Origin of the sequence: Asanoa sp. WMMD1127 (assembly GCF_029626225.1) — a bacterium.
Taxonomy (GTDB): Bacteria; Actinomycetota; Actinomycetes; order Mycobacteriales; family Micromonosporaceae; genus Asanoa.
The window spans coordinates 2,203,186-2,226,828 of sequence record NZ_JARUBP010000001.1 but is presented as its reverse complement, the minus strand read 5'-3'; the positions used below and the strand labels follow the sequence as shown (position 1 = coordinate 2,226,828).

General features: G+C 72.6%; 25 protein-coding genes. 10 read left to right on the top strand and 15 right to left on the bottom strand.

Features of this window, described 5'->3' with window-relative positions; all coding sequences use genetic code 11:
* Positions 1-107: 107 nt before the first annotated feature.
* Both O7635_RS10715 and O7635_RS10710 read left to right on the top strand, forming a co-directional pair.
* Positions 108-1,043, top strand: coding sequence for a hypothetical protein (locus tag O7635_RS10715; RefSeq protein ID WP_278080264.1), 936 nt, complete (start codon positions 108-110; stop codon positions 1,041-1,043).
* A gap of 77 nt (positions 1,044-1,120) precedes the next feature.
* The gene (locus O7635_RS10710; protein WP_278080263.1) at positions 1,121-3,226 is read left to right on the top strand and encodes a chromosome partitioning protein; all 2,106 of its coding nucleotides are present in this window, start codon (positions 1,121-1,123) and stop codon (positions 3,224-3,226) included.
* On the opposite strand, the gene O7635_RS10705 is transcribed toward O7635_RS10710, so the two are convergent.
* Positions 3,223-3,645 (bottom strand): DUF3151 domain-containing protein, encoded by a 423-nt coding sequence (locus O7635_RS10705; protein ID WP_278080262.1) that lies wholly within the window; start codon positions 3,643-3,645, stop codon positions 3,223-3,225. The genes O7635_RS10710 and O7635_RS10705 overlap by 4 nt on opposite strands.
* Before the next feature lie 175 nt (positions 3,646-3,820).
* Here O7635_RS10705 and O7635_RS10700 point away from each other — a divergent pair, with 175 nt between their 5' ends.
* Positions 3,821-5,005 carry a hypothetical protein gene (locus O7635_RS10700; RefSeq protein WP_278080261.1) on the top strand — a complete coding sequence of 395 codons (1,185 nt, stop codon included), beginning with the start codon at positions 3,821-3,823 and terminating at the stop codon, positions 5,003-5,005.
* 3 nt (positions 5,006-5,008) lie between these two features.
* Here the strand turns inward: O7635_RS10700 and O7635_RS10695 are convergent, their stop codons facing one another.
* The 4 genes from O7635_RS10695 to O7635_RS10680 all read right to left on the bottom strand — a co-directional run bounded on the left by O7635_RS10695 (position 5,009) and on the right by O7635_RS10680 (position 8,136).
* Positions 5,009-6,007 carry an SEC-C domain-containing protein gene (locus O7635_RS10695; protein ID WP_278080260.1) on the bottom strand — a complete coding sequence of 333 codons (999 nt, stop codon included), beginning with the start codon at positions 6,005-6,007 and terminating at the stop codon, positions 5,009-5,011.
* A gap of 16 nt (positions 6,008-6,023) precedes the next feature.
* Positions 6,024-6,551 (bottom strand): hypothetical protein, encoded by a 528-nt coding sequence (locus tag O7635_RS10690; protein WP_278080259.1) that lies wholly within the window; start codon positions 6,549-6,551, stop codon positions 6,024-6,026.
* Positions 6,552-6,627: 76 nt separating this feature from the next.
* Entirely contained in the window at positions 6,628-7,653 is a 1,026-nt protein-coding gene (gene fbaA / locus O7635_RS10685) for a class II fructose-bisphosphate aldolase (RefSeq protein ID WP_278080258.1), read from the bottom strand.
* A gap of 96 nt (positions 7,654-7,749) precedes the next feature.
* Positions 7,750-8,136 carry a phage holin family protein gene (locus O7635_RS10680; protein WP_278080257.1) on the bottom strand — a complete coding sequence of 129 codons (387 nt, stop codon included), beginning with the start codon at positions 8,134-8,136 and terminating at the stop codon, positions 7,750-7,752.
* A 100-nt stretch (positions 8,137-8,236) separates the two neighbouring features.
* On the opposite strand from O7635_RS10680, the gene O7635_RS10675 reads away from it, so the two are divergent.
* Complete coding sequence (locus O7635_RS10675) at positions 8,237-8,443, top strand: hypothetical protein (RefSeq protein WP_278080256.1); 207 nt, start codon at positions 8,237-8,239, stop codon at positions 8,441-8,443.
* On the opposite strand, the gene O7635_RS10670 is transcribed toward O7635_RS10675, so the two are convergent.
* Complete coding sequence (locus tag O7635_RS10670; RefSeq protein ID WP_278080255.1) at positions 8,440-9,486, bottom strand: LCP family protein; 1,047 nt, start codon at positions 9,484-9,486, stop codon at positions 8,440-8,442. The two genes, O7635_RS10675 and O7635_RS10670, sit on opposite strands and share 4 nt — an antisense overlap.
* Positions 9,483-9,980, bottom strand: coding sequence for a SigE family RNA polymerase sigma factor (locus O7635_RS10665; protein ID WP_347405273.1), 498 nt, complete (start codon positions 9,978-9,980; stop codon positions 9,483-9,485). Before O7635_RS10665 ends, O7635_RS10670 begins: the two co-directional genes overlap by 4 nt.
* A 160-nt stretch (positions 9,981-10,140) precedes the next feature.
* On the opposite strand from O7635_RS10665, the gene O7635_RS10660 reads away from it, so the two are divergent.
* The 3 genes from O7635_RS10660 to O7635_RS10650 all read left to right on the top strand — a co-directional run bounded on the left by O7635_RS10660 (position 10,141) and on the right by O7635_RS10650 (position 13,142).
* On the top strand, positions 10,141-11,634 hold the full coding sequence (locus O7635_RS10660; RefSeq protein ID WP_278080254.1) for a hypothetical protein: 1,494 nt from the start codon (positions 10,141-10,143) through the stop codon (positions 11,632-11,634).
* Between the two features lie 29 nt (positions 11,635-11,663).
* Complete coding sequence (locus O7635_RS10655; protein WP_278080253.1) at positions 11,664-12,287, top strand: hypothetical protein; 624 nt, start codon at positions 11,664-11,666, stop codon at positions 12,285-12,287.
* Positions 12,288-12,350: 63 nt separating this feature from the next.
* Positions 12,351-13,142, top strand: a complete 792-nt coding sequence (locus tag O7635_RS10650; protein WP_278080252.1) for a VTT domain-containing protein — start codon at positions 12,351-12,353, stop codon at positions 13,140-13,142.
* 205 nt (positions 13,143-13,347) lie between these two features.
* Here the strand turns inward: O7635_RS10650 and O7635_RS10645 are convergent, their stop codons facing one another.
* The 8 genes from O7635_RS10645 to O7635_RS10610 form a co-directional block, all read right to left on the bottom strand.
* On the bottom strand, positions 13,348-14,016 hold the full coding sequence (locus O7635_RS10645; protein WP_278080251.1) for a class II aldolase/adducin family protein: 669 nt from the start codon (positions 14,014-14,016) through the stop codon (positions 13,348-13,350).
* A 4-nt stretch (positions 14,017-14,020) separates the two neighbouring features.
* Complete coding sequence (locus O7635_RS10640) at positions 14,021-14,401, bottom strand: metalloregulator ArsR/SmtB family transcription factor (protein WP_278080250.1); 381 nt, start codon at positions 14,399-14,401, stop codon at positions 14,021-14,023.
* A 57-nt stretch (positions 14,402-14,458) separates the two neighbouring features.
* Positions 14,459-14,998 carry an orotate phosphoribosyltransferase gene (gene pyrE / locus O7635_RS10635; protein WP_278080249.1) on the bottom strand — a complete coding sequence of 180 codons (540 nt, stop codon included), beginning with the start codon at positions 14,996-14,998 and terminating at the stop codon, positions 14,459-14,461.
* Positions 14,999-15,109: 111 nt separating this feature from the next.
* Positions 15,110-15,877, bottom strand: coding sequence for an SDR family oxidoreductase (locus O7635_RS10630; protein WP_278080248.1), 768 nt, complete (start codon positions 15,875-15,877; stop codon positions 15,110-15,112).
* Positions 15,878-15,885: 8 nt separating this feature from the next.
* A complete protein-coding gene (locus tag O7635_RS10625) occupies positions 15,886-16,563 on the bottom strand; it encodes a hypothetical protein (RefSeq protein WP_278080247.1) in 678 nt (225 codons plus the stop codon).
* Between the two features lie 67 nt (positions 16,564-16,630).
* Positions 16,631-17,338 (bottom strand): hypothetical protein, encoded by a 708-nt coding sequence (locus O7635_RS10620; protein WP_278080246.1) that lies wholly within the window; start codon positions 17,336-17,338, stop codon positions 16,631-16,633.
* A gap of 85 nt (positions 17,339-17,423) precedes the next feature.
* Complete coding sequence (clpB, locus tag O7635_RS10615) at positions 17,424-20,021, bottom strand: ATP-dependent chaperone ClpB (protein WP_278080245.1); 2,598 nt, start codon at positions 20,019-20,021, stop codon at positions 17,424-17,426.
* A gap of 85 nt (positions 20,022-20,106) precedes the next feature.
* Positions 20,107-21,192: a hypothetical protein gene (locus tag O7635_RS10610; RefSeq protein ID WP_278080244.1), complete on the bottom strand. Its 1,086-nt coding sequence runs from the start codon at positions 21,190-21,192 to the stop codon at positions 20,107-20,109.
* Between the two features lie 71 nt (positions 21,193-21,263).
* Here O7635_RS10610 and O7635_RS10605 point away from each other — a divergent pair, with 71 nt between their 5' ends.
* The 3 genes from O7635_RS10605 (at position 21,264) to O7635_RS10595 (ending at position 23,631) form a co-directional block, all read left to right on the top strand.
* Complete coding sequence (locus tag O7635_RS10605) at positions 21,264-21,764, top strand: cation:proton antiporter regulatory subunit (RefSeq protein ID WP_278080243.1); 501 nt, start codon at positions 21,264-21,266, stop codon at positions 21,762-21,764.
* A 7-nt stretch (positions 21,765-21,771) separates the two neighbouring features.
* Positions 21,772-23,046: a cation:proton antiporter gene (locus O7635_RS10600; protein ID WP_278080242.1), complete on the top strand. Its 1,275-nt coding sequence runs from the start codon at positions 21,772-21,774 to the stop codon at positions 23,044-23,046.
* Between the two features lie 153 nt (positions 23,047-23,199).
* Positions 23,200-23,631 carry a hypothetical protein gene (locus tag O7635_RS10595; RefSeq protein ID WP_278085434.1) on the top strand — a complete coding sequence of 144 codons (432 nt, stop codon included), beginning with the start codon at positions 23,200-23,202 and terminating at the stop codon, positions 23,629-23,631.
* Positions 23,632-23,643 lie beyond the last annotated feature (12 nt).

Here is a 23,643-nt window from a genome sequence, read left to right as displayed (position 1 = left end):
CGCCTCCACGGGGCTCGGGTGCCAGGGTGGCGACCGCTCGGCGAGCCCGAGATGTCAGGCTAACAACAAACGACCCAACACTTGATTGGGGCGCGAGGAGACCGACCGTGTACGACGTGGTGCTGCTGACCCTGGCCGAAGGGGCCGGCGAGGCCTGCTGTGGTGACTCCGGTTGCGCGACCACGGAGACCCTGCGGGCGCCGGTGCGGGCCTGCCTCGACGCCCTCGGCGCGGCCGGCGCCCGGGTCGACACGGTCACCGCCCACTCCGACCAGGACATCGACGCGGTCCTGGCCCGGTTCGACGGCCCGGCCCGCGACGACGGCCTGACCTGGCCCGACGGCGACACCAAGACGAGGCTCGTGGTGGCCATCGCGACGGACAGCCAGTTGCGGCACGTGGTGCGCCGGCTGGTCCGGCGGTACGCGCCACCGCCCAGCCGCCGCCCCGCGGACCTCCCCACCAACCGGACCGTGCCCGACCTGCCGGCACTGGCCGTCCTCCCGATGGGCCCCGCGTCCCAGGACCTCGTCGCGCAGCTCGGGCTGCCGCGCACCCCGGAGGCGGTCGCAACGGCGGCGCTCGGCAGCCAGGTGCGGCGGCTCGACCTGCTGCGCACCGACGCCGGCTCGGTCACCCTCGACGGCGCCCTGATCGGCGGCCAGACCGAAGGTCAGCTGCTCACCTGGCGCGGCCGGGTCGAGGTCGACGACGCGGTGCTGACCGACGGCGACGAAGGGGTGCTGGCCTGCGCGGTCGGCAACGCGGCCGGCTACGCGTCGCTGGACGGGCTGCCGCTGTTGACCGGCGCCGACCCGGCGTCCGGGCAGATCGAGGTCGCGGTGGCGGTGCCGGTGGTGAAGCGGTCGCTGCTGGGCCGGTCGACGGTACGCGTCGAGGTGCGCCGGGCCCGCGGCCGTGCGGTGGCGGTGCTGCCCAGGGACGAGCAGGTGCCGTACGTCGACGACGGTGTCGCCGGCACCCTCACCCGCAAACGATCGTGGTGGATCGAGCCCGGCGCCTGGGCCGTTCACACCGGCTGATGTCCCGCGGGCGACCGCCCGCGCACACTCGCCTTACGCTTGGGACGCTGTGACCACAGTTCGTGGAGGTGACCGGAGTGGTTGACGATTCGGACCGGGTCTACCGGCCCAGCGGCAACGGCGCGGCGCACTGGGAGGGCGCCGAGCAGCCGTGGCCGCCGGAGGAGCCCGCTCCCGGGTCCGCCGACCAGGCGTCAGCCGAGCCCGGCGCCCCGGTGCACGGCGGGCCGCCGGTGCCGCCGCCGCCCCCGCCGATCCGAGTGCCGGCCCCGCCCGCGCCGCCGCCGATCAACCGGCCCGGCATGGCCACGCCCGTGTCACCGCCGGCCGCCGGCTTCCCGCCGCCCCCGGCCACGAGCCGGCCGGCCCCGCCGGCCCACGGCGGACCGGCCGCACCCATCTATCGGCCGCCGGCCCCGCCACAGCCCGGGCCCGCCTATCCCCCGCCGGCCAACCGCCAGCCGTCACCCGCGCCCGGCCAGCCCGTGGCGCCGCCCACGGTCGCGGCCCACGGACGACCGATCGCCCAACCGACCGCACCGCAGGCGGGGCCAGGGCAAGGTCAGCCGGCCGGCTCGCATACCGGGCCGCAGGGCCAACCGACAGCGCCGCACCCGGGCCAGGGCCACGGCCAGCCCACAGCACCGCACGCTCAACCTGCGGCGCCGCAGGCCGAGCAACCGACCGCACCCGGGCGGCCCATGTCGCCGGCACCAGCACCAGTCCCCGGACCGGCGTCGACGGCTACCGGCTCCGCGTCGGTCCCCGCCGGCGGGCCGGTTCCAGCCGCACAGCAAGAGTCCGCCACGCCGCCCGAGCAGCGCGGCCCGGCGCAGCAGACGGCGGCCGTGCCGATGCAGCGCAACGGTGACGGCCAGGTCGCCGGCACGCCGTGGGCGCAACCGCCGCAGCGGCCGCCGGCACCTCCCGCCGCCGGCCAGGCCCAGGTCCGCACGGCGGACCAACCGGCCGCGCCGCCACCGCCCGCCGGCCAGGCCCCGGTCCGCCCGCCGGACGCCCCGCCACCGCCGCCGGCCGGCCAGGCCCCGGTCCGCCCGGCGGACGCCGGGCCGCCGGCGGCCGACGAGCCGCACGAGCACCCGCTCCCCCCGGACATCTCCGCGGTCCACCAGCAGCAACCGCAGGAGATCGCGCCGGGCGTGGTCGAGGTGCCGCAGCAGGGTGTCTACCGGATGCCGGCGCCGTCGACGGCGCCCGCCACCGCCAACCCGCGCACCGAGTGGACGCCGGACGGCGCCGTGCCGACCGCCGACGACTTCGCCCGCCGCCGGGCGCTGCGCCCGGCGGACCCGGTCGCCACGACCGGCATGCGGGCCGTGCTCAACCGCAGCGGGCTGGTCAAGCTGCCGCCCGGCGCGCACGAGCGCGAGCGCCGCCAGGACATCGAGACCATCCGCCGCAACTTCGGTGGGCTGCGGCAGGTCACCGTGGTCAACCCCAAGGGCGGCGCCGGCAAGACGGTGGCGATCCTGCTGCTGGCGATGACGTTCGGGCAGAAGCGCGGCGGCTACGTGCTGGCCTGGGACAACAACGAGACCCAGGGCACCCTCGGCATGCGCGCCCAGCAGGACTTCCACAACCGCACGGTGCGCGACCTGATGCGCGACCTGGCCCAGTTCCGTGGGGCGCACGGGCGGGTCGGCGACCTCTCGCAGTACGTGCGGGCGCAGGGCGAGGGCATGTTCGACGTGCTCGCGTCCGACGAGTCGGCCACGGCGGGCGAGATGCTGACCGCGGCCGCGTTCGCGCACATCCGGGACGTGGTCAGCCGCTTCTACAAGTTGATCTTCGTGGACACCGGCAACAACGTACGCGCGCAGAACTGGCAGGCCGCGATCGACGCGACGGACCAGCTCGTGGTGACGATGTCAGCGCGTAACGACTCCGCGGAGACCGCCGCCCGCATGCTCGACCACCTGGAGCAGACGGGCCGGCACCGGCTGGTCCGGCAGGCGGTCACCGTGGTCTCGATGCCGCCGTCCCGGCGCGAGATCGACCTGCCGCCGATCGAGAGCCACTTCGCGGCACGCACCCGGGCGGTGCTGCTCGCGCCCTACGAGCGGTTGATCGACACCGGCGAACCCATCCGGTACGCCGGTGTCAGCAAGGAAAGCCGCGACGCCTGGCTGAAGATCGCCGCGGCGGTGGCGGAAGGGCTCTAGCTCAGCGCGTCCGCGGCGGCCGGGTCGCAGTCGCGGACGAACTGGGCGCACCGCGCCGCCTCGTCGGACTCGCCGATCTCGTCGGCCGCCCTCGACAGCACGTAGAGGCTGTGCAGGAAGCCCCGGTTGCCCTCGTGCGACCAGGGCACCGGGCCGTGCCCCTTCCAGCCGTTGCGGCGCAGCTGGTCGAGACCGCGGTGGTAGCCGGTGCGGGCGTACGCGTACGCCGTGACCGCGTGTCCCTGGTCGAACGCCCGCTGGGCCAGCGCCGCCCAGGCCGCGCTCGAGGTCGGATGCGCGGCCGCGGCCTGCTCGTAGGCGGCCTCGCTGCCGTCCTTCGCGGCCGCCTCCAGCGCGGCCGCGGCGGCCTCGTCAACCGGGAGGAAGGTGGCCGGCGGCTCGGGCATCAGGTTCTGCATCTGCACATTCAACCGCGCCACCGGCGGGCGACGTTGACTGAACGGCTGAGGCTTTCGTCACGCGTGCGGCCGAAGTGTGGACGAGCGCCCAGGACTACAAATAGAAGTCCGGAGCCTCCCCAGGACCCGGTGCGAGGGCTCGGCGGCCGCCGGGCCCTCGCGTACGTTGTGGGACGTGCCCACCCCACCCCCCGCCGACATCGTCGCCCTGCCCGACTCGACCCCCGACGAGATCGAGTCGCGGGAGGAGCTCGACCACCACCTGCGCCGCGGCAGTCTCGCCGGCCTGACCGTGCAGGGCCTGCGCCTCGACCGCGACCCGATCCCGCAGCTCGCCGACGTCCACCTGACCGGCGCGCTGTTCATCGGCTGCCAGTTCGAGACCCCGGAGGTCGAGGCCGCGCTGGTCCTGCGCGGTGCGCACGTCATACCGGGCTTCCCCGCGCTGCCCTATCCGACGCACCCGTCGCGCCTCTACACCCCGACCGACCTGTCGGCCGGCTTCGCGTCGGGCGGCTTCGCGGGCATGTACGACACGGTGGTCTACGAGCACTTCCGGGCGACCGGTGGCGGGACGCCGGAGGTGCGCGAAGCGCTCGCCCAGCGGCTCCACGACCACGCGATCGACAATGGCCTGGCCGATGTGACCCGCGCGTGGATCGCCGAGCACGGCGCCGACACGGTGGTCGGCGTGATGGGCGGCCATGCGGTGCCGCGCGGCTCGGCCGCGTACCGCCTCGCCGCGACCCTGGGTTGGGAGCTGACCCGGGCCGGCCAGCTCGTCGTCACCGGCGGCGGCCCCGGCGTGATGGAGGCGGCCAACCTCGGCTCGTTCCTCTCCACGCGCTCGGCCGACGACCTGACCAGCGCGATCGACGAGCTGGCGACGGCGCCCGACTTCCTCGACCACGACCCGTTCACCGCGGCGGCGCTGCGGGTCCGGGAGCGGTTCGCACCCACCGGCGACGACTGGCCGCGCCAGGGTGGCCTGGCCATCCCCACCTGGCTCTACGGGCACGAGCCGGCCAACCTGTTCGCGGGCCGGATCGCGAAGTACTTCTCCAACGCGATCCGGGAGGACATGATCCTGCGGCTGGCCCGCGGCGGCATCGTGTTCGCCCCCGGCCGGGCCGGCACGGTGCAGGAGGTCTTCCAGGCGGCGACCAAGACCTTCTACGGCACCGACGGGGCCAGCGGCGCCTACGTGTTCCTGGACAGCGCCTACTGGACCCGGACGCTGCCGATCGAGTCGCTGCTCCGCCCGCTGATGGCCCTGTCGCGCTTCGGCGACCTCTCCGACACGATCCACGTCACCGACGACGTGCAGGAGGCCGTCAAGGTGCTGACGAAGCCGGCCTGAGGCTCAAGCGCGCGATCTCGGCAGGCAGCACTTCTTGTATTTCGCGCCCGAGCCACACCAGCAGGCGTCGTTGCGGGCCGGCGGCCAGGACCGAGCCAGTCCACGTTCGTCGAGGTCCCTGGCGTAGTCGGCCAGGGTGTCGTCGAGGTCGCCGCCGTCGGCGCGGTCGACCCGCGAGGTCAGCTCGGTGGCCGAGCCCGGGACCACCTCGCAGCCGATGCCGAGCCCTGCGTCGGAGCGCGCCACCAGGAGGCGCTCCACGTCGCCACGGTGCGCGTCCCAGGAGGCCGCCATGCCGGGAACGCTTTCGCCGAGCCCGACGAACTCTTCGCGAGGGAAGAAGAGCACTGGCGTGGCGAGCGCCTCCGCGAGTCGTGCCCGCTCGACGCGTTCCGCTTCTTCTTCCAGCTCTTCGGCCATCTCGTCGAGCGAGTCGTGCGGCAGATCGAGGTCGTGGCGAAGGTGGTGGCGCTCCGTCAACAGGGCGAAGAGCACGGCGGTCGCCTGCTCACCGTCGTCGTCGAACGAAGTCGTGCGCATGAACGCGTCGCGCGCCTCGCGCGCCGCCTCGGTCAACCAGTCGAGGGCGGTCTTTCCGTGTCCACCGGCCAGGAGCGATTCCGTCATCTCCGCCGGCACCTCGGCGTCGTGCAGCAGACGCGGCCGCAGGGCGGTCAGCTCGGCCATGGCCTCCTCGGACCGGCCGAGCCCGAACAGCAGCCTGGCGCGGAAGATTCGCGGCAGCTCGGCGGCCGAGCCCATCGCGCGGTGCACCTCGATCGCGCGCTCGGTCAGCACGAGGCTGCCGGCCTGGTCGTCGGCGTTGTCGAGCAGCTCGGCCGCGATGCCCAGCGCGGCCGGCACGTCGCGGCTGTCGGCCAGGCGTGCGTCGTCGACGGCGGCGACCAGCTCGGCGGCGGCCGCCTTGAGGTCGCCGTGGGCGCTGGCCTCCTCGGCGATGTCGGCGAGTTCCTCGAGAGTCAGCGAAGCGCTTGTCGTCACGCGTGCACCGTATCGCTCAAGCGATCGGCACCCGCCGCCAGAACCCGATCGGCCAGGTGACCTCCGGGCGGGTGGAGAGGCCGTTCTCGTCCATCGCGTTGTAGACGGCGAGCCGGGCGCCCTCGAAGCGGAACTCGATCGCGTCGAGCAGCCGGGGGCGCCACCGGTTCGGCATGATCCGCTCGATCACATTGACCTCGCGGAGCCGGCGTCCGGTCACCGCGGCCAGGGCCGGATGCGCGCCGGCCCGCCAGTCGAGCCGCAGACCGGGCCAGTCCAACGGTGTCGACATGTCGACCTGGTCCCAGGTGATGCCGCACTCGTCGAACTTGCGGTGGGTGATCTCGACGTTAGTGTCGCCGAAGCCGAGGATCACCGGGCCCTCCGCGAACCAGGACTGCCGGTCCTCGTCCCACAGCACCCACGCCCCGGCCAGCGCGCGGCCGATCAGCCGGCTGCACCGGGCGCGGTGAACGGCGGCCAGGGTGCGGGCCTTGTGGTGCCACTGCGGCGCGTAGCCCTCGAGCGCCAATGCCACAGACATCGGTCGATCGTACCGAAATCGGTCAGGAGACCACAAAACGAAGCCCGGCCCCTGGAGGGACCGGGCTCCGAACGGGTTACTTGGAGAGCGTGGTGCCGGTCGAGCGCAGGTTCTCGCAGGCGTGCGAGACCCGCTCGGCCATGCCGGCCTCGGCCGACTTGCCCCAGGCGCGCGGGTCGTAGGTCTTCTTGTTGCCGACCTCACCGTCGATCTTGAGCACGCCGTCGTAGTTCTTGAGCATGTGGTCGGCGACCGGCCGCGTGAACGCGTACTGCGTGTCGGTGTCGATGTTCATCTTGACCACGCCGTAGTCGAGCGCCTCGCGGATCTCGGACAGCAGCGAGCCGGAGCCGCCGTGGAAGACCAGCGAGAGCGGCTTGTCCTTGCCGGAGCGGGCGCCGACGGCGTCCTGGATCTCCTTGAGGATCTCCGGGCGGAGCTTGACGTTGCCCGGCTTGTAGACGCCGTGCACGTTGCCGAAGGTCAGGGCGGCCATGTAGCGGCCCTTCTCGCCCAGGCCGAGCTTGTCGACCATGGCCAGGCCGTCTTCGACCGTGGTGTAGAGCTTGTGGTTGATCGCGTTCTCGACGCCGTCTTCCTCGCCGCCGACCACACCGACCTCGATCTCGAGGACGATGTGCGCCGCGGCCGCCTCGTCGAGCAGCTCGGCCGCGATGTCGAGGTTCTCCTCCAGCGGCACCGCGGAGCCGTCCCACATGTGCGACTGGAACAGCGGCGTCTCGCCACGGCCCACGCGCTCCCGGGAGATGGCGAGCAGCGGCCGGACGTACGAGTCGAGCTTGTCCTTGGGGCAGTGGTCGGTGTGCAGCGCGATGTTGACCGGGTAGTTCTTGGCGACCTCGTGCGCGTAGGTGGCGAGGGCGACGGCCCCGGTCACCATGTTCTTGACGGTCGGCCCGGAGAGGTATTCGGCACCACCGGTCGAGACCTGGATGATGCCGTCGCTCTCCGCCTCGGCGAACCCGCGCAGCGCCGCATTGAGGGTCTGCGAGGACGTCACGTTGATGGCGGGGTACGCGAACGCGCCGGCCTTGGCGCGATCGAGCATTTCGGCGTACACCTCGGGCGAAGCGATGGGCATGTCTGCCGCTCCTTGTCTTATCCGGTCACGGATGCCGGACCGCGCTGTCCTCCACAGGGAAGTATCCCGCAACCGCGGAACGCCCTGACAGGCAGGTCAGTCGGCGTCGCCGCGGGGCTCCGGCACGACGAGGCTCAGCACCCAGCTCACCACGGCCATGACGATCGCGCCCCAGAACGCGGGCCAGAACCCGTCGATGTCGAACGGCAGGTCGAACTGGTGGCCGATCCAGTCGGTGAGCAGGAAGAGCAGCGCGTTGACGACGAGGGCGATCAGGCCCAGCGTCAGGATGTAGAAGACACACCCGACGACCTTGATGATCGGCTTCAGGATCGCGTTGAGGACCCCGAAGATCACCGCCACGACGAGGATGGTCAGCGCGGTGTGGCCGGCGGTGTCGCCGCCCACGTCGATGCCGGGCACGACCAGCGTCGTGATCCACAGGGCGATCGCGTTGATGATCACCCGGATCAGCATTCCCATGGCCCCATCGTGGCACCGGGCCGCACGTCGAGGTGCCCCAGGTTTGCCGAGCCGGCGGCGCGGACCCGCCGTACGGTGAACAGGGAAGGAGGCGGCGCCGATGACCGAGCCCGACCGCACACTCGACGAGCGTGACCCGGAAGCCAACGAGGCCGACGCGACGGAGCAGGCCACCCCGGCCGGTTCCGACCGCGACGACCCGGGCGACGAGCCCGTTCGCCTCGGCCCCGACGGCCCGGAGGTCTCCGAGGGAGACGCCGTCGAACAGGCCCGGGGCGTCGGGCCCGACGACGACTTCTATCGCTAGCGCACCTGCCGGGGGTTGGCCGTGACCCAGGCGGCGAGCCGGTTCTCCTTGATCGCGGCGAACACCGGCGCGCTGAGCGCGGGATCGAGCCGCTGGTAGGAGACCCGGTCGATGGTGGTGCCCCGGAACGTCGACCCGATGTCGATCGAGCTGACCGTCTCGATCCCGGTGGCCACGCGCAGCAGCTCCGGGGTGCTGACGCCGCTGCCCGCCACGTCGATCCCGCCGGCGGCGGCCTGCACCACGCGGGCCAACCGCACGGGGTCCCGGGCATCCGCCCCGAGCAGCCCCCGGACGAACGCCCGACCGTTGGCGTCCCGGTCGTAGGCGCCGTGCGGCAGGCCGTAGCGCTGGCGCAGCAGGTCGAGCATCGCCCGCCCGTCGAGCCGCTGGCAGCCGGCCGGATAGACCCGCCCGCTGTGACGCGAGGTCACCACCCGGTCCGTGCAGATCTCCACGCCACCGAGGGCGTCCGTCACCGCCCGCAGCCCCGAGTAGCGCACGCTCACGGTCGCGTCGATCGGCAGGCCGGTGGTCGCCGTGATCGTGCCGGCCGTCAACGCCGCGCCGGCGCCGAGATCCGGCCCGTCGCCCCGCCGCTGGCTGCCGAAGTAGAAGGCCTCGCCGAGCCGGGCCCGCCCCTTGCCCGGTATCTCCACCAGCAGGTCGCCCGGCAGCGAGAGCAGGTAGGCGGTGTGGCTGGCGGCGGGCACGTGCACCAGCAGCACGGTGTCGGCCCGGTAGCTGCGCCCGCCGTCGTCGTCGACCCCGAGCACGGCGACGGTCAGCGGCCGGTCGACCACGGCCGCGCTGCCCGGCAACAGCTGCTCGGCGATCGACGGCGGCTCGACCTTGTCACGCAGCGCCAGCGGGACGGACCCGATGGCGACCAGGGCGAGCGCGGCGGCGGCCAGCCGCTGGCCGATCCGGTGCCGCCGGCGGCGGCGCCGCACCGCGCCGTCGATGGCCGCCCGCAGCGGCGCCGACGGCGGCACCAGCGGCTCGTGCCGGTCGAACGTCTCCCGTAGTCGCTCTTCGATCATGGGCTTGTCTCCACCATCTCCGCCCGCAGCGTCGCGAGCGCCCGCGAGATCGACGAACGCACCGTGCCGACCGCGCAGCCGAGGATCTCGGCGATCTCGGCATCGGGCAGGTCCTCGTAGTAACGCAGCACCAGCGCCGCGCGTTGCGCCTTGGGCAACCGGGCCAGCCAGGACCAGATCTGGTCCCGGTCGGCGGTGACCTGGGCGTGGTCGACCGGCACGACCGTGGCCGACTCGTCGGGTTCGGCCCGGAGCAGCACGCGCCGGAGCCACGAGCCGCGCCGCCAGTCGAGGTACTGGTTGGTGATCATGCGGCGGACGTAGCGCTCCGGCGCCTCGGCCCGCACGACCTTCCGCCAGTTGAGCTGGACCCGGATCATCGTCTCCTGCACCAGGTCCTGCGCGAGGTGCGGGTCACCGCTGAGCATGACGGCGTACCGGAGCAGCCCGCCGAGTTGGACATCGGCGAACTCCTCGTACGTCAGCGGCGTCACGCGTACCTCCGGGTGGCTCTGCCAGGACGACGCGTGCGAGGGCGCGAAGCGCTGCGAAGATCACCGATATTCAACCGAACGGCCAGAGTAGGCGACAGTGGTATCGCGCTCGTGATCTCCCGTGACTAGGCTCCGCCTCGATCCCTGGGGAGGACGCTGGATGCTGCGCAGGCTGATCCGCCGGCTCGTCGCCGTTGGCGGCGCTGCGGGTGCGGCGCTCGCCCTCACCACGGCGCCGGCCATCGCGGCGCCCGAGATCGTGTCGCTGAGCATGCGCGACATCACCCTGGCCGACGGACATCCGGGCATGGTCGCCAGCGCGACGCTGATCTCGGCGCAGCCCGTGGTCCTCGACGACGTGGTGGTCACCTACGACTTCGGCGCGGTGGCGGACCTGGTCGAGGTGGTGGCCCCGGCGGGCGCCGACTGCTCCCTTGTGGACAAGACCGTCCTGGCCTGCCACCGCGACCAGGTCCGGCTCGGCAGCGCACCGCTGGTGGGCCAGTTCGACGTGCTGGTGCGCGCCGTCGACGGGGCCGCGCTCGGCGAGGGTCCGCTGCAGCTGGGTGTCGAGGCGGCCGGCCTGCCGTTCGTCTCCGCCGGCTCGTGGGTGCGGGTCGGCGCCGGCGTCGACCTGGTGGCGGGCCCGTCGACCGCGCTGACCCGCCGGCCGGGCGAGTCGTTCACCCTGCCGCTCAAGGTCGACGTGGCCGGCACGGTGGCGGTCGAGCGGCCGAGCGTCTACTTCACGGAGACCTACGCGTTCCGCGCCACCCGGAAGTTCACCAACTGCCTCTACGTGCTCGACCACATCCGCAACTGCTGGTTCGACGGCACGTTCACGCCCGGCGCGGCCTACACCGCCGTGCTGCCGTTCCTGCTCGGCGCCGACACGGCCGCACCTGGCACCAAGGGTCTCGAGGCGACCTGGTTCACCGCGGCCGAGGCCGCCGACTACGAGTCGTTCCTCGCAGGCCACGGCTACTCGGGTGGTGAGCCGGGCACCGAGGGCGAGCTCACGCTGACCGGCGAGCTCGAGTTGCTGGCCGACCAGGCCGACACGGTGCCGCACAACAACCGCACCGGCCTGTCGGTGACGGTGGCCGGCCACAACGGGATCGACCTGGCCGCCCTCGGCGCGGCGGTGCGGGGCGCGGTCGGCGAGCGGCGGCCGGTGACGGTGGGCGTGCGCAACCTCGGTCCGGCCGCGGCGGAGCAGCCGGGCGGCGACGTCGCCACGGTCGAGGTGACGATCCCGCCGGGCACCACGGCGACCGCGGTGCCGCCGGAGTGCGCTCCGCCGGGCGATCCCGTCGCCGCCGGGGTGCCGGGCGCGGCGGCATACCACTGCAAGCCCGGCGCGTTGCTCTATCCCGACACCAGCCTGGAGTTCAGCTTCGAGCTGCGCATCGACCGCGCGCGGCCGGCCGACGGCGCGATCCGGCTGACCGGCGCCGGCACCGGCGGCGCGGGCAACGACCGGGCCGCGATCACCGTCAACGACCCGGCCACCGGCACCGACACCGCCCCACCCGTCGCGGGCGGTCGGCTGCCCATCACGGGCGCGCCGGCGAGCGCGCTGCTCGGGCTGGGCGCACTGCTGATCCTCGGCGGTCTGACCGCCGTGGTGCTGGCGCGCACCCGCGCCGGCTGAGCTCCACTCACACGGGGAGAACCACCATCATGCGAACCACCCCTGCCTGGCGCGCGCTGGCCGCGCTCGCCGGGCTCGGCGTCGCCGGCGCGCTGGTCGCGGCCGCGGCGCCGGTCGACTTCGACTTCGTCGCGCAGGGCGCCCGGATCACCGGCGCCGTCGGCGACCAGGCCGAGATCAAGCTCGGCTTCCGCAACGACGGGCCCGCCGCGGTGGACCGGCGCGCCGACACCCGGCAGGTCTCGGTCGTCGAGGTGCTCCTGCCGGCGGGAACGACCGCGGTCGCCGCGCCCGCCGACTGCCGCGCCGCGGGCCCGGCGAAGTACCGCTGCTCGCCGGGCTCGCTGGTCACGGCCGGGCAGACGATCACGTTCGCCTTCACGCTGCGCATCGACGCTCCGCCGACCGATGCCGGGGCGGTGCGGATCAACCTGCCGTGCGACTGCGACGACGACACCATCGACGCCAACGCGGGCAACGACACCGCGCCGATCCAGGTGGTCGCCGCCGCTGCTGGTGGCGGTGGCGGGGGCGCCGAGGACCACGGCCCGCCCACCGCCGGTCTCGCTCTCGGCGCGGGCGGCCTGCTCGTGCTCGCGGGACTGGTCGGCGCGGTGGTGGCCGGGCGCCGGCGCGGGCGGGCCGCCGACTGACCGGGCGGCGCGTTCGGCCGCCCTGCCGGCCCGGGCTTGCGCAGCCCGGTAGCCTTTGCTCCCGTGGAGACGACCCGCGCCCTAGCCGAGAACCTCGCCTTCAACCCGTTGGACCCGAAAGACCTGGTCCACACGTTTGGCCTCTACGGGGTCTGGGCGATCCTCTTCGCCGAGACGGGCCTGCTGGTCGGCTTCTTCTTCCCCGGTGACTCGCTGCTGTTCCTGGCCGGCGTGGCCGCCACCCCGGTCGCCGACGCCATCTTCGGCGACGGCACCAAGCTGTCGCTGGCCGGCCTGCTGATCGGCGCGCCCATCTGCGCGATCGTCGGCGCCCAACTCGGGCACTTCCTGGGCGCGCGCTACGGCACCCGGATGTTCGACAAGCCCGACTCCCGCCTGTTCAAGCGCGAATATGTGGAGAAGGCCGAGCACTACTTCCAGAAGTTCGGCCCCGCCAAGGCCGTCGTGCTGGCGCGCTTCATCCCGATCGTCCGCACGTTCCTCAACCCGGTGGCCGGCGTGCTCGGCATGCCCGCCAAGCAGTTCTTCATCTGGAACGTGGTCGGCGCCATCCTCTGGACCGACGGCATCCTGCTGGTCGGCTACCTGCTCGCCGACCGGATCTACGAGGCCATCGGCACCCACATCGACCGCTACATCCTGCCGTTCGTCGCCCTGATCATCCTGCTCTCGGTGCTGCCGATCATCATCGAGGTGATCCGCGACCGGAAGGCCCGCAAGCGCGCCAAGGAGATGGCGGTCATCGGCGTCTCGCCCGTGGCCGGCATCGCCGACGCCATCGGTGACCTCAACGAGGACCACCGCGGCCACCGCGGCAGCCACCGCGCGGAGTAACAGCAGATCATCGGCCCGGGTCCGCCGGGGGCGCGACCGTCGCTCCCGCCGGGGACCGCTCGCTCCGCTTCGCTGCCAGGCCCGCGACACACGACCAGGCGTCGGCGCCGCCGACGTTAGGAACGGTCCGTTCCTCTGCGGAAAGCGTTGGTAACGGACCGTTGCTTGCTTGCTCGCGCAGCGGGCGGGCCGGGGTGGGGCGAGGTCAGGCGCCGGCGGGTGGTGGTTGGTCGGTCAGCTCCGCGGCCCGGCCGAGGGCCAGGGCGCGATAGGTGAGCTGCGCCGCTTCCTCGAGGTTGTGGGCCCGCTTGTGGGCCAGCTCGACGCTGTTGGCCAGCACCGAGCAGCCGTGGCGGCTCAGCACGAGGCAGTTGGTGCCGTCGGCGGCCGCGGAGGCGGCGGCTTCGGCGAGTTCACGCGTGCCCGGCGGGAAGAACGGCACGGTGGCGACCCGACGCACGTAGAACGCGTGGTCGGTGGTGAGCAGGCGGATCCGCTCGCCGAGGGCGTCGAGCAGCAGCGCCGTCTGCGGGTGCAGGTGGACGATCGCGGTCACGTCCGGGCGGGCCCGATAGGTGGCGAGGTGCAGCGCGACCTCGGAACTCGGCGCAGGAGTCGACGCCGACGGAGCTCCGTCGGCGATCCGGACGCGCGCGAACGACGAGCGGTGCAGCTGGTCGAGCCAGGTGCCGGCGCCGGTCACCCAGCAGGTGTCGCCGCCGGGCAGCCGGGCCGACAGGTTGCCACCGGAGCCGACCACCAGGCCGGCGCGGACAACCGCGGCACCCACCTCCGCGAGCTGGTCGCGCAGGTCACGCTCGTCATCGGACCCGGCGTCGAGTCTCAACGGCGACGCCGGGCCGGTTGTCGTCACCGAGTCAGCGCGGGGCCTTCTTGGTGGCCCGCTTGCGCGGCGGGGTGAGCAGATCGGCGATCGTCGCGATGGCCGACGGCACGAGCCGGTAGTAGGCCCACACGCCGCGCTTCTCCCGCTCGAGCAGCCCCGCCTCGGTCAGGATCCGGAGGTGGTGGCTCACGGTCGGCTGGGACAAGCCGAGTGGTGCGGTCAGGTCGCAGACGCAGGCCTCGCCTTCCGGTGCCGACTGGATGAGGCTCAAGAGCCGCAGTCGGGCCGGGTCAGCGAGCGCCTTGAGCACCCCGGCGAGGCGCTCGGCGTCGGCGCGTTCGATTGGCTCGCCGGCTAGCGGCGAGATCTGAGGCATGGTCATTTCAGCCAACGCAGTTCCCACGTTTTCCATCCTTCCACTTACAGCATCGACCCGCCTGCATATGAGCAGGTCCGAATCGGCAAACTTTTACGCCACTAGGCCGAGGTCAGCCATCGAGTAGGCCGCCTTGTAGGGGAGGCCGGCCGCCCGAATGGCGTCAGCCGCGCCCCGATCGACGATAACCGCTACGCCAACCACCTCAGCCCCGGCTTCCCGGAGCGCCTCGACGGCGGTCAGCGGGCTTCCCCCGGTCGTGGAGGCGTCTTCCACGACCAGCACCCGCCGTCCGGCGACATCAGGACCCTCGATCCGGCGTTGGAGACCGTGCGCCTTGGCCGTTTTGCGGACCACGAACGCGTCGAGCGGCCGACCGGTTGACGCCGCCGCGTGGAGCATGGCGGTCGCCACCGGATCGGCACCGAGGGTGAGGCCACCCACCGCGTCGAAGTCCCAGTCGGAAGTCAGGTCGAGCATGACGCGTCCGACCAACGGTGCGGACGCATAGTGAAGGGCCACGCGACGAAGGTCGACATACCAGTCGGCTTCACGTCCCGAGGAAAGCACCACCCGGCCGTGCACCACAGCCAGTTCAGTGATGAATTTACGCAGGTCGTCGTGGTCCCCCATGGGGGAGAAGCGTACTGGTCGATCCTGTGAAGCTGCTGGGCGCCCCACCAGCGATCGGGAAATTTCGCCCGATAGCGAACCCTGTCAGATCACGGACGCCGGTGCGCGTCGTCACAGGGTGTCGCGACCGAGCCGCCCGCGGGTGTCGTTGGCGACGCGGGTGAAGACGGCGCGCGGCGCGTGCCGCATGCCGAAGACGGCCACGCGGTATTTCCAGTTCGGGACGCTGACCAGCCGGCCGCGGGCCAGATCGCGCAACGCGTGCGCGACCACCTCGTCGGCCTGCAACCACAACCAGGAAGGGGTTTTCGACATGTCGATGCCCGCCCGGTCGTGGAACTCAGTGCGCGTGTAGCCGGGGCACAGCGCCATCACGCGGACCCCGTGCCGGCCGACGGCCTGACCGATCGACTCACTGAAATGGGTGACCCACGCCTTGCTCGCCGGATAAGTCGAGCCGGGCATGACGGGCGCGAATGCGGATACGGACGAGACGTTGATCACAGCGCCACTGCCGCGGCTGGTCATGGCCGGCAAAGCGGCATGGGTGAGCCGCATGACGGCCTCGATGTTGAGGCGCAACAACGCCGTTTCGTCGGTGGCGGCGGTCTTGAGGAACGACCGGTTGAGAGTGGAGCCGGCGTTGTTGACCAACAGGTCGACCTCACCCGCCAGCCGTTCGGCGACCACGGCCACGCCGGCCTCGGTGGCCAGGTCGGCGGGCAGCACCTCGGCGGGGCCGCCGACGTCCGCGGCGAGGGCGGTCAGGCGGTCGGCGTCGCGGGACACGAGCACCAGCCGGTAACCATCGGCGGCGAGCCGGCGGGCGAACGCGGCGCCGATGCCTGAGCTGGCGCCGGTGACGAGTGCGGTGGGCACGGGGGACCTCACATGGCGGCGGGAGTGGTCGCCGGCGGCTCGGGGCGTTGCCAGTCCGTCGGGTCGACCGGGGGCGGGGGTGGCGGGGGCGGCGCGCCGGTGTGGCTCGGGGGCAGCGACGGCGTGCGCTGGAACCAGGCTCGGGCCGACGGCGCGGCCAGCAGCAACGCCACCAGAAGGTAGCCCACCATCTGCAGCACCGAAAGGATCGCGCTGGTCCACGGCCACCAGGTCGGATGGGCCTGTTCGATGGCGCTCAGCACGAGGTCGTCGGAGAACGAGCCGACGCGCTGCCCGACCCCGAACAGCGCCGCGAGGCAGCCGCCGACCAGACCGAGACCGCAGACCACCCAGGCCGCGATCCGCACCGCGGCGTGGCCGCGCACGATGCCGACCGCGAGCGCGACCAGCAGCACGGCCGCGACGACGCTGACGAAGGCCGCCGCGATCGGCACGCCACGCAACAGTTGGCTGCCGCCGTCGATGTCGTCGGCCGGCACGCCCGCGACGGCGGCCGCGGCGCGGAAGCGGTCGACGATGCCGGGCATCAGCGCGAGCCCGAGGCCGCCGTAGACCAGGCCGCCGACGGCCATCGCGATCAGGACGCCGGCCGCGCCACGGACGGTGCCGGGCGGCCGGCGCGGGGTCGCGACCGGCGGTGGCGGCAGTTGCGCTGGGTACGACACGGGGCCCTCCGGTAGATCCGTTGTGGAGGAACCTACTCGGAAGGCCCCGGTCATGCTGCCTGTCGGGTCAGCGCGGCGGCGCCGGCGTCTCCGGTGGCTCGCTGCCCTGCGCCGGGGGCGCGGGCGGCAGCGGCGGTTCGCCACCCTGCTGGGGGTACGGCGGGGTGGGGTAGCTGGAACCCGGCATCACCGGGTAGCCAGGGCTCGGCGGCTCCCAGTTGGCCGCGCGCGGCTTGAACCACTCGTTGGAGGCGGGCAGCGCCAGCAGGATCAGCGCGGTCAGCACCAACAGGATCGGGACGACGCCGAGCACGGTGTTGACCGGGTTGTACCAGCCCGGCATCGCGGCCTCGACCTTCCCCTGGACGTCGGGCACGTCACCGGAGCTGTCGAGGTTCATGGCGCCGCCGGCCAGGCCCGCCAGCGAGCCGAGCCCGCAGCAGAGCACGAACAGGCCACCCAGCACCCAGGTGACGATCCGGGACGCGTTCTTGCCGCGCAGGTTCAGGAACCCGAGCACGACGAGGCCGATGCCGATGCCCAGCGCGATGACGGCGCCGCCGATCGCGACCGCGACCGCGGCGGTGTCCGCGCTGCCTTCGAGCTCCGTGCCGACGTACGCGTCGTTCAGGGCCTGGCGCAGCGTGCTGAGCGTGGACAGCGTCACGATCAGGCTGATGACCTCGATGACCGCGACGGCGTAGAGGAGGTAGCTGGAAATCCGGACTGTGCCCGGCGGTCGGGCACGGTCCGGACCGGGGGCGATCTCCGACACGGCACTCCTTCCTCGATACATCACAATGAGTGAAGATCAAGGTACCGGTACCGCGCCAGTCTGTCGCCCCGGGACTTCCCAGCGCTCAGTTGACCAACGCCATGACGGTCAAGCCGTCCTTGCTGTCGGCCAGGTCGACCGAGACGGTGTCGCCGTCGCGGATCTCGCCGGCCAGCAACGCCTTGGCCAGGCTGTCGCCGATCGCCGACTGCACCAGCCGCCGCAGCGGTCGGGCGCCGTAGATCGGGTCGTAGCCGTGCTCGGCCAGCCACGTCCGGGCGGCCTCGGTGACGTCGAGGGTCAGCCGCCGCTCGGCCAGCCGCTTGCGCAGCAGGTCGAGCTGGATGTCGACGATCGCCCGCAGCTGTGGCCCGGACAGCGCCGAGAACACCACGATGTCGTCGAGCCGGTTGAGGAACTCCGGCTTGAAGTGCGCCCGGACGACCGCCAGCACCGCCTCGCGCCGCTGCTCCTCACTCAGCGTCGGGTCGGCGATCAGCGACGAGCCCAGGTTGGACGTGAGGATCAGGATCGCGTTGCGGAAGTCGACGGTGCGACCCTGGCCGTCGGTCAGCCGGCCGTCGTCGAGCACCTGGAGCAGCACGTCGAAGACGTCCGGGTGGGCCTTCTCGACCTCGTCGAGCAGGATCACCGAGTACGGCCGGCGGCGCACCGCCTCGGTCAGCTGCCCGCCCTCCTCGTAGCCGACGTAGCCGGGCGGCGCGCCGACGAGCCGGGCGACGCTGTGCTTCTCGCCGTACTCACTCATGTCGATGCGCACCATCGCGCGCTCGTCGTCGAACAGGAAACCGGCGAGCGCCTTGGCGAGCTCGGTCTTGCCGACACCGGTCGGGCCGAGGAACAGGAAGCTGCCGGTCGGCCGGTCGGGGTCGGCGATGCCGGCCCGGGCGCGGCGGACCGCGTCGGCCACGGCGCCGACCGCCTCGGGCTGGCCGACGACGCGGGACGACAGCGACTCCTCCATCCGCAGCAGCTTGGCCGTCTCGCCCTCGAGCAGCCGCCCGGCCGGGATGCCCGTCCACGACGCCACGACGGTCGCGATGTCGTCGGCGCTGACCTCTTCCTTCAGCATGGCCCCACTGGCCTGCAGCGAGACCAGCTCGGCCTCGGCCGCGGTGAGCTCGCCCTCGAGCTCCGGGATGCGGCCGTAGCGCAGCTCCGACGCGCGGGCGAAGTCGCCGTCGCGCTCGGCCAGGCTCTCCTCGCCGCGCAGGCGCTCGAGCTCCTCCTTGGCGGTGGAGATCTTGGTGATGTGCTCCTTCTCCAGCCGCCACCGCTCGGAGAGCGCGGTCAGCTGCTCGCGCTTGTCGGCCAGCTCCTTGCGCAGCCGCTCGAGACGCTCGGCGGAGGCCACGTCGGGCTCCTTCTCCAGCGCCATCTCCTCGATCTCGAGCCGGCGCACGGCCCGCTCGACCTCGTCGACCTCGACGGGCCGCGAGTCGATCTCCATGCGCAGCCGGGAGCCGGCCTCGTCGACCAGGTCGATCGCCTTGTCGGGGAGGAACCGGTCGGTGATGTAGCGGTCCGAGAGCGCGGCTGCGGCGACCAACGCGGCGTCGGTGATCCGCACGCCGTGGTGCACCTCGTAGCGCTCCTTGAGGCCACGCAGGATGCCGATCGTGTCCTCGACCGACGGCTCCCCGACCACCACCGGCTGGAACCGGCGCTCCAGCGCCGGGTCCTTCTCGATGTGCTCGCGATATTCGTCGAGCGTGGTCGCGCCGACCATCCGCAGCTCGCCCCGGGCCAGCATCGGCTTGAGCATGTTGCCGGCGTCCATCGAGCCCTCGCCGCGGCCGGCGCCGACGACGGTGTGCAGCTCGTCGAGGAACGTGATGACCTGGCCGTCGGAGTTCTTGATCTCCTCGAGTACGGACTTGAGCCGCTCCTCGAACTGGCCGCGGTAGGTCGCGCCGGCCACCATCGCGGCCAGGTCGAGCGCGACCAGCTTCTTGTCGCGCAGCGACTCGGGCACGTCGCCGGCCACGATCCGCTGGGCCAGGCCCTCGACGATCGCGGTCTTGCCCACGCCCGGCTCGCCGATCAGCACCGGGTTGTTCTTGGTCTTGCGGGACAGCACCTGCATCACCCGGCGGATCTCCGAGTCGCGGCCGATCACCGGGTCGGTCTTGCCGTCCCGGGCCCGCGCGGTGAGATCGACGCCGTACTTCTCCAGCGCCTGATAGGTCTGCTCCGGATCGGCGTTGGTGACCCGGCGGTCGCCACCCCGGATGGTCGGGAAGGCGGCGACCAGGTTGGCCTCGGTCGCGCCCTGCTGCTTGAGCAGCTCGGCGACCGCGCCGCCGACCCGGGCGAGGCCGGCGAGGAGGTGCTCGGTGGAGACGAACTCGTCGCCGAGCGGGCGGGCGATCTGCTCGGCCGCGCCGATGGCGTTGACGAACTCGCGGGACAGGCTGGGCTCGGCGACGCTCGGGCCCTGCGCGGTGGGCAGGCTCTCGATCGCGCGGGCGGCGGCGCGCCGGATGTCGGCGGCGTTGGCGCCGACGGCACGCAACAGACCGGCCGCCGTCGAGCCACCGGTGTCGAGCAGCGAGAGCAGCAGGTGCCACGGCTCGACCGTGGCGTTGCCGCGCTGCGTGGCGGTGGCGGCGGCGCCGGTGATGACCTCACGACTCTTGGTCGTCAGACGTTCGGTGTTCATGGGCTCCCCTGGTTGCTGGCGTCCACTAGGAACGACGAAACCAGAGTTGAGTCTATTCCGCTCAACCTCATGCCTGTGATCTGCGTCACTCGTTGCCGACGAGCACCCTGATCCACTTCCAGTCTCCCGGACGGCCGACGCCGAGCCAGTTGACCGCGCCGGCCGCGCAGAACAGCGTCCCGTCGGCCAGCATCCGCAGGTGGCAGCCGCCGATCGGCCAGTCGACCCACTGGAAGGCGCCGCCGGCGACCAGGCCGGGGCGCTCCGGTGTGGTGACCGCGAGGCTGGCGTCCTGCAGCGGGACCGCCGAGGTGAACCGGTCGGGGTGGGCGGTCGCACCCATCGAGCGCCACCCCTGCCCGTCGAAGAACCACAGGTCCGGCCAGGAGATCAGATCGGTCTGCCCGATCAACCAGGCGTACGTGCCGTCGCGGTCGACGGTTATCGCAAGCCCACCGATCCGGCCACTCGAGCCGCCGACCGGCACCTGACGCCACGTCGCGCCCTGGTCGTTGGAGACCGCCGTGACGGGCCGGCCGTTGCCGTCCACCCCGGCCGCGAACAGCCAGTGCAGCGCGGACCCGACGGCGCGGAGGCTGGGCACGTCGGGCTGCGCCCGGGTCGGCGTCGGCTTGCCGTCGGCATCCACGCGCACGACCTGGGACCGATTGCCGTCCAGCAGCACCTGGTAGTCGCCGTGGAACCCCCGGACGGCGCCCACGTCGTCACCCACGAACTCGTAGGTGACGCCGAGGTCGCGCGACACGTAGTAGCCGGCGGGATCGGCGTACAGCACGAGCCGTTGCCGGTCGGCCTCCAGTTGGAAGCCCTTGGCCGCCGGCGACGGGTTGTAGGCCTGGTGCCAGGTCCGGCCGCCGTCGTCGGTCCGCACGATCGCGGCCGAGCAGGTCTCGGCCGGGCCGGGCGCCGCACTGCCTGAACCGCAGCGCGCGAAGAGCGCGTACCCGAGGGCCTGGTCGACGAACTCGACCTGTTGCAGGTGGAAGCTGGGCGGCGCGGGGATCTGGCCGGCGCGCGTCTCGAACCCCGCGTGCGTCGTGGCGGGCGCCGGCGTGGGCGGGCGAGGCGGCGGCCGCCGGATGTCGCCGATCGCACAGCCCGCCAGCAGCCAGACCACGCCGGCCACCGCCGCCAGCTTCCGTCCACGCATGGACACCTCCCCGCGTGCGATCGAGTCACGGGAGATGGGCACGGTTCCCGATCCTTGGATAGGTTGCCACCGTGCGAGTACGGGTGGAACAGACATCGTTACCCGGGATCGGGGTCCGGCACGACTTCGTCTCGGAGTCCGGCCAGCGGCTCGGCGTGGTGTCGCATCGCGACGGTCGCCGGGCATTGATCGTCTACGACCGCGACGACCCGGACGCGCGCCTGGCCGCGATCCCGCTGACCGACGACGAGGCGGAGGCGCTTGCCGACCTGCTCGGCGCGTCGCTCATGCTGGGCCAGCTCGCCGGGCTGCGCGACCAGGCCGCCGGCCTGCTCACCGAGCAGATCGCGCTGCCGGCCAGCTCGCCGTTCGTCGGGCGGCCGTTGGGCGACACCCGTGCCCGCACGCGCACCAGCGCCTCCATCGTCGCGGTGCTGCGCGCCGCCCGGGTGATCCCGTCGCCCGGCCCGGACTTCCGGTTCGAGAGCGGTGACGTCGTGGTCGCGGTGGGCACCCGCAAGGGCCTCGACGCGTTGACCCGCATCCTCGCCGACAACGATCCGGACGGCTGAGCCGGCGATGCACGAGAGCACGACGGTCCTCCTGATCGAGGTCGGGGCGCTGATGTTCCTCCTCGGCCTGCTCGGGCGGCTCAGCCGCCGGTTCGGCATCTCGCCCATCCCGCTCTACCTGCTCGCCGGCCTGGCCTTCGGCCACGGTGGGCTCCTGCCGCTCAACGCCAGCGAGGAGTTCTTCTCCGTCGGCGCCGAGATCGGCGTGATCCTCCTGCTCGTGCTGCTCGGCCTGGAATATTCGGCCGACGAGCTCGTCGGCAACCTTCGCGCGGCCGCGCCGGTCGGACTGCTCGACGCGGTGCTCAACGCGCTGCCCGGCGCGGCGTTCGCCCTGCTGCTCGGCTGGGGCTGGGTCGCCGCGGTGGTGCTCGCCGGCGTCACCTGGGTGACCTCCTCGGGCGTGGTCGCCAAGGTGCTGGCCGACCTCGGCCGGCTGGGCAACCGGGAGACGCCCGTGGTGCTCTCCGTCCTCGTCATGGAAGACCTGGCGATGGCGCTCTACCTGCCGTTGCTGACCGCGCTGCTGGCCGGCACCGGGCTGCTGGGCGGCGGTGTCGCGCTGGTCATCGCCGTCGGCACGGTGTCGATCGTGCTCGTCGTGGCGATCCGGTTCGGCGGCTGGATCTCCAACGCCATCTCCGCGCGCGACCCGGAAGCGCTGCTGCTCGGCGTTTTCGGCTTGACCCTGCTGGTCGCCGGCCTGGCCGCGCAGCTCAAGGTGTCCGCCGCGGTCGGCGCGTTCCTGGTCGGCATCGCGGTCTCCGGGCCCGTCGCGCACCACGCCACCCGCCTGCTCTCGCCGCTGCGCGACATCTTCGCCGCCGTGTTCTTCGTGTTCTTCGGGCTGACGACGGACCCGGCCGACATCCCGCCGGTGCTGCTGCCCGCGATCGGGCTGGCGGTGGTCACGATCGCGACGAAGACCCTCACCGGGTACGTGGCCGCGCGGCGCGCCGGCATCGCGGTGCGCGGCCGCTGGCGGGCCGGTTTCGCGCTGACCCCGCGCGGCGAGTTCTCGATCGTCATCGCCGGTCTGGCCGTCGCCACGCCCGGCATCGTCCCGGAGCTCGGCGCGCTCGCGACCGCGTACGTGTTGATCACTGTCGTGGTCGGCCCGGTCATCGCCCGGGTGCCGGACTTCGAGTGGTTCAAGGCGCTCATCCGGCGGCGGACGGCCGCCGCCCCCGCGCTCGCGACCGGCGATCTGCCCACCGTGCCGGCGCAGCCGGACCCTGAAGGAACGTTAACTCCACACACACCGGACGCTACTGCCAAGTAACTGAGCGCGCTCAGCCGATCGTGCCCGGGTCTTAACCTTTGACCCCTTCCGCCGGTCCTCGGCAACCGTTAATGTCGCGCCGCAGAGGGGTCTGGCAGCGGAAGATCGACCATTGGGCGAGATCGACGCATGACCATGCGGAGCGAGGTGTCCGTGAGCGTGCAGTCGACGTCGTTCAGCGGTTTCGCCAATCCGGTCGATCCGACGCCGGCGGAGTTGCGGGCCTGGGCCTACCATCCCGACGCCGTGGCGCTGCAGTCGATGCCGCCCGACTGGGATCTGCTCGTCTCCGGCGACCACCTGGTCACCACGCTGTTCGAGCTCGCGATGGACCGCTCGTGCCCGGCGCGCCGGTTCGCCCTGCACTGCCTCTACATCTACGCGGCCGACGGCATCCGCACGAAGTTCCGCGCCCACCCCAAGCGCCGACTGCGCAAGCTGGTGCAGCAGGCCGAGACGCTGGGCGACGACCAGATGCGCACCTGGGCCCACAACAGCCGGGTGCTGCTGGCCAAGCCGGAGCTGTTCGACTACCGCGACTGGTGTGAGGGCGGCCTGGTCCGCTCGGGCCGCCGCCTGTCCTGAGAAAGGAACGGC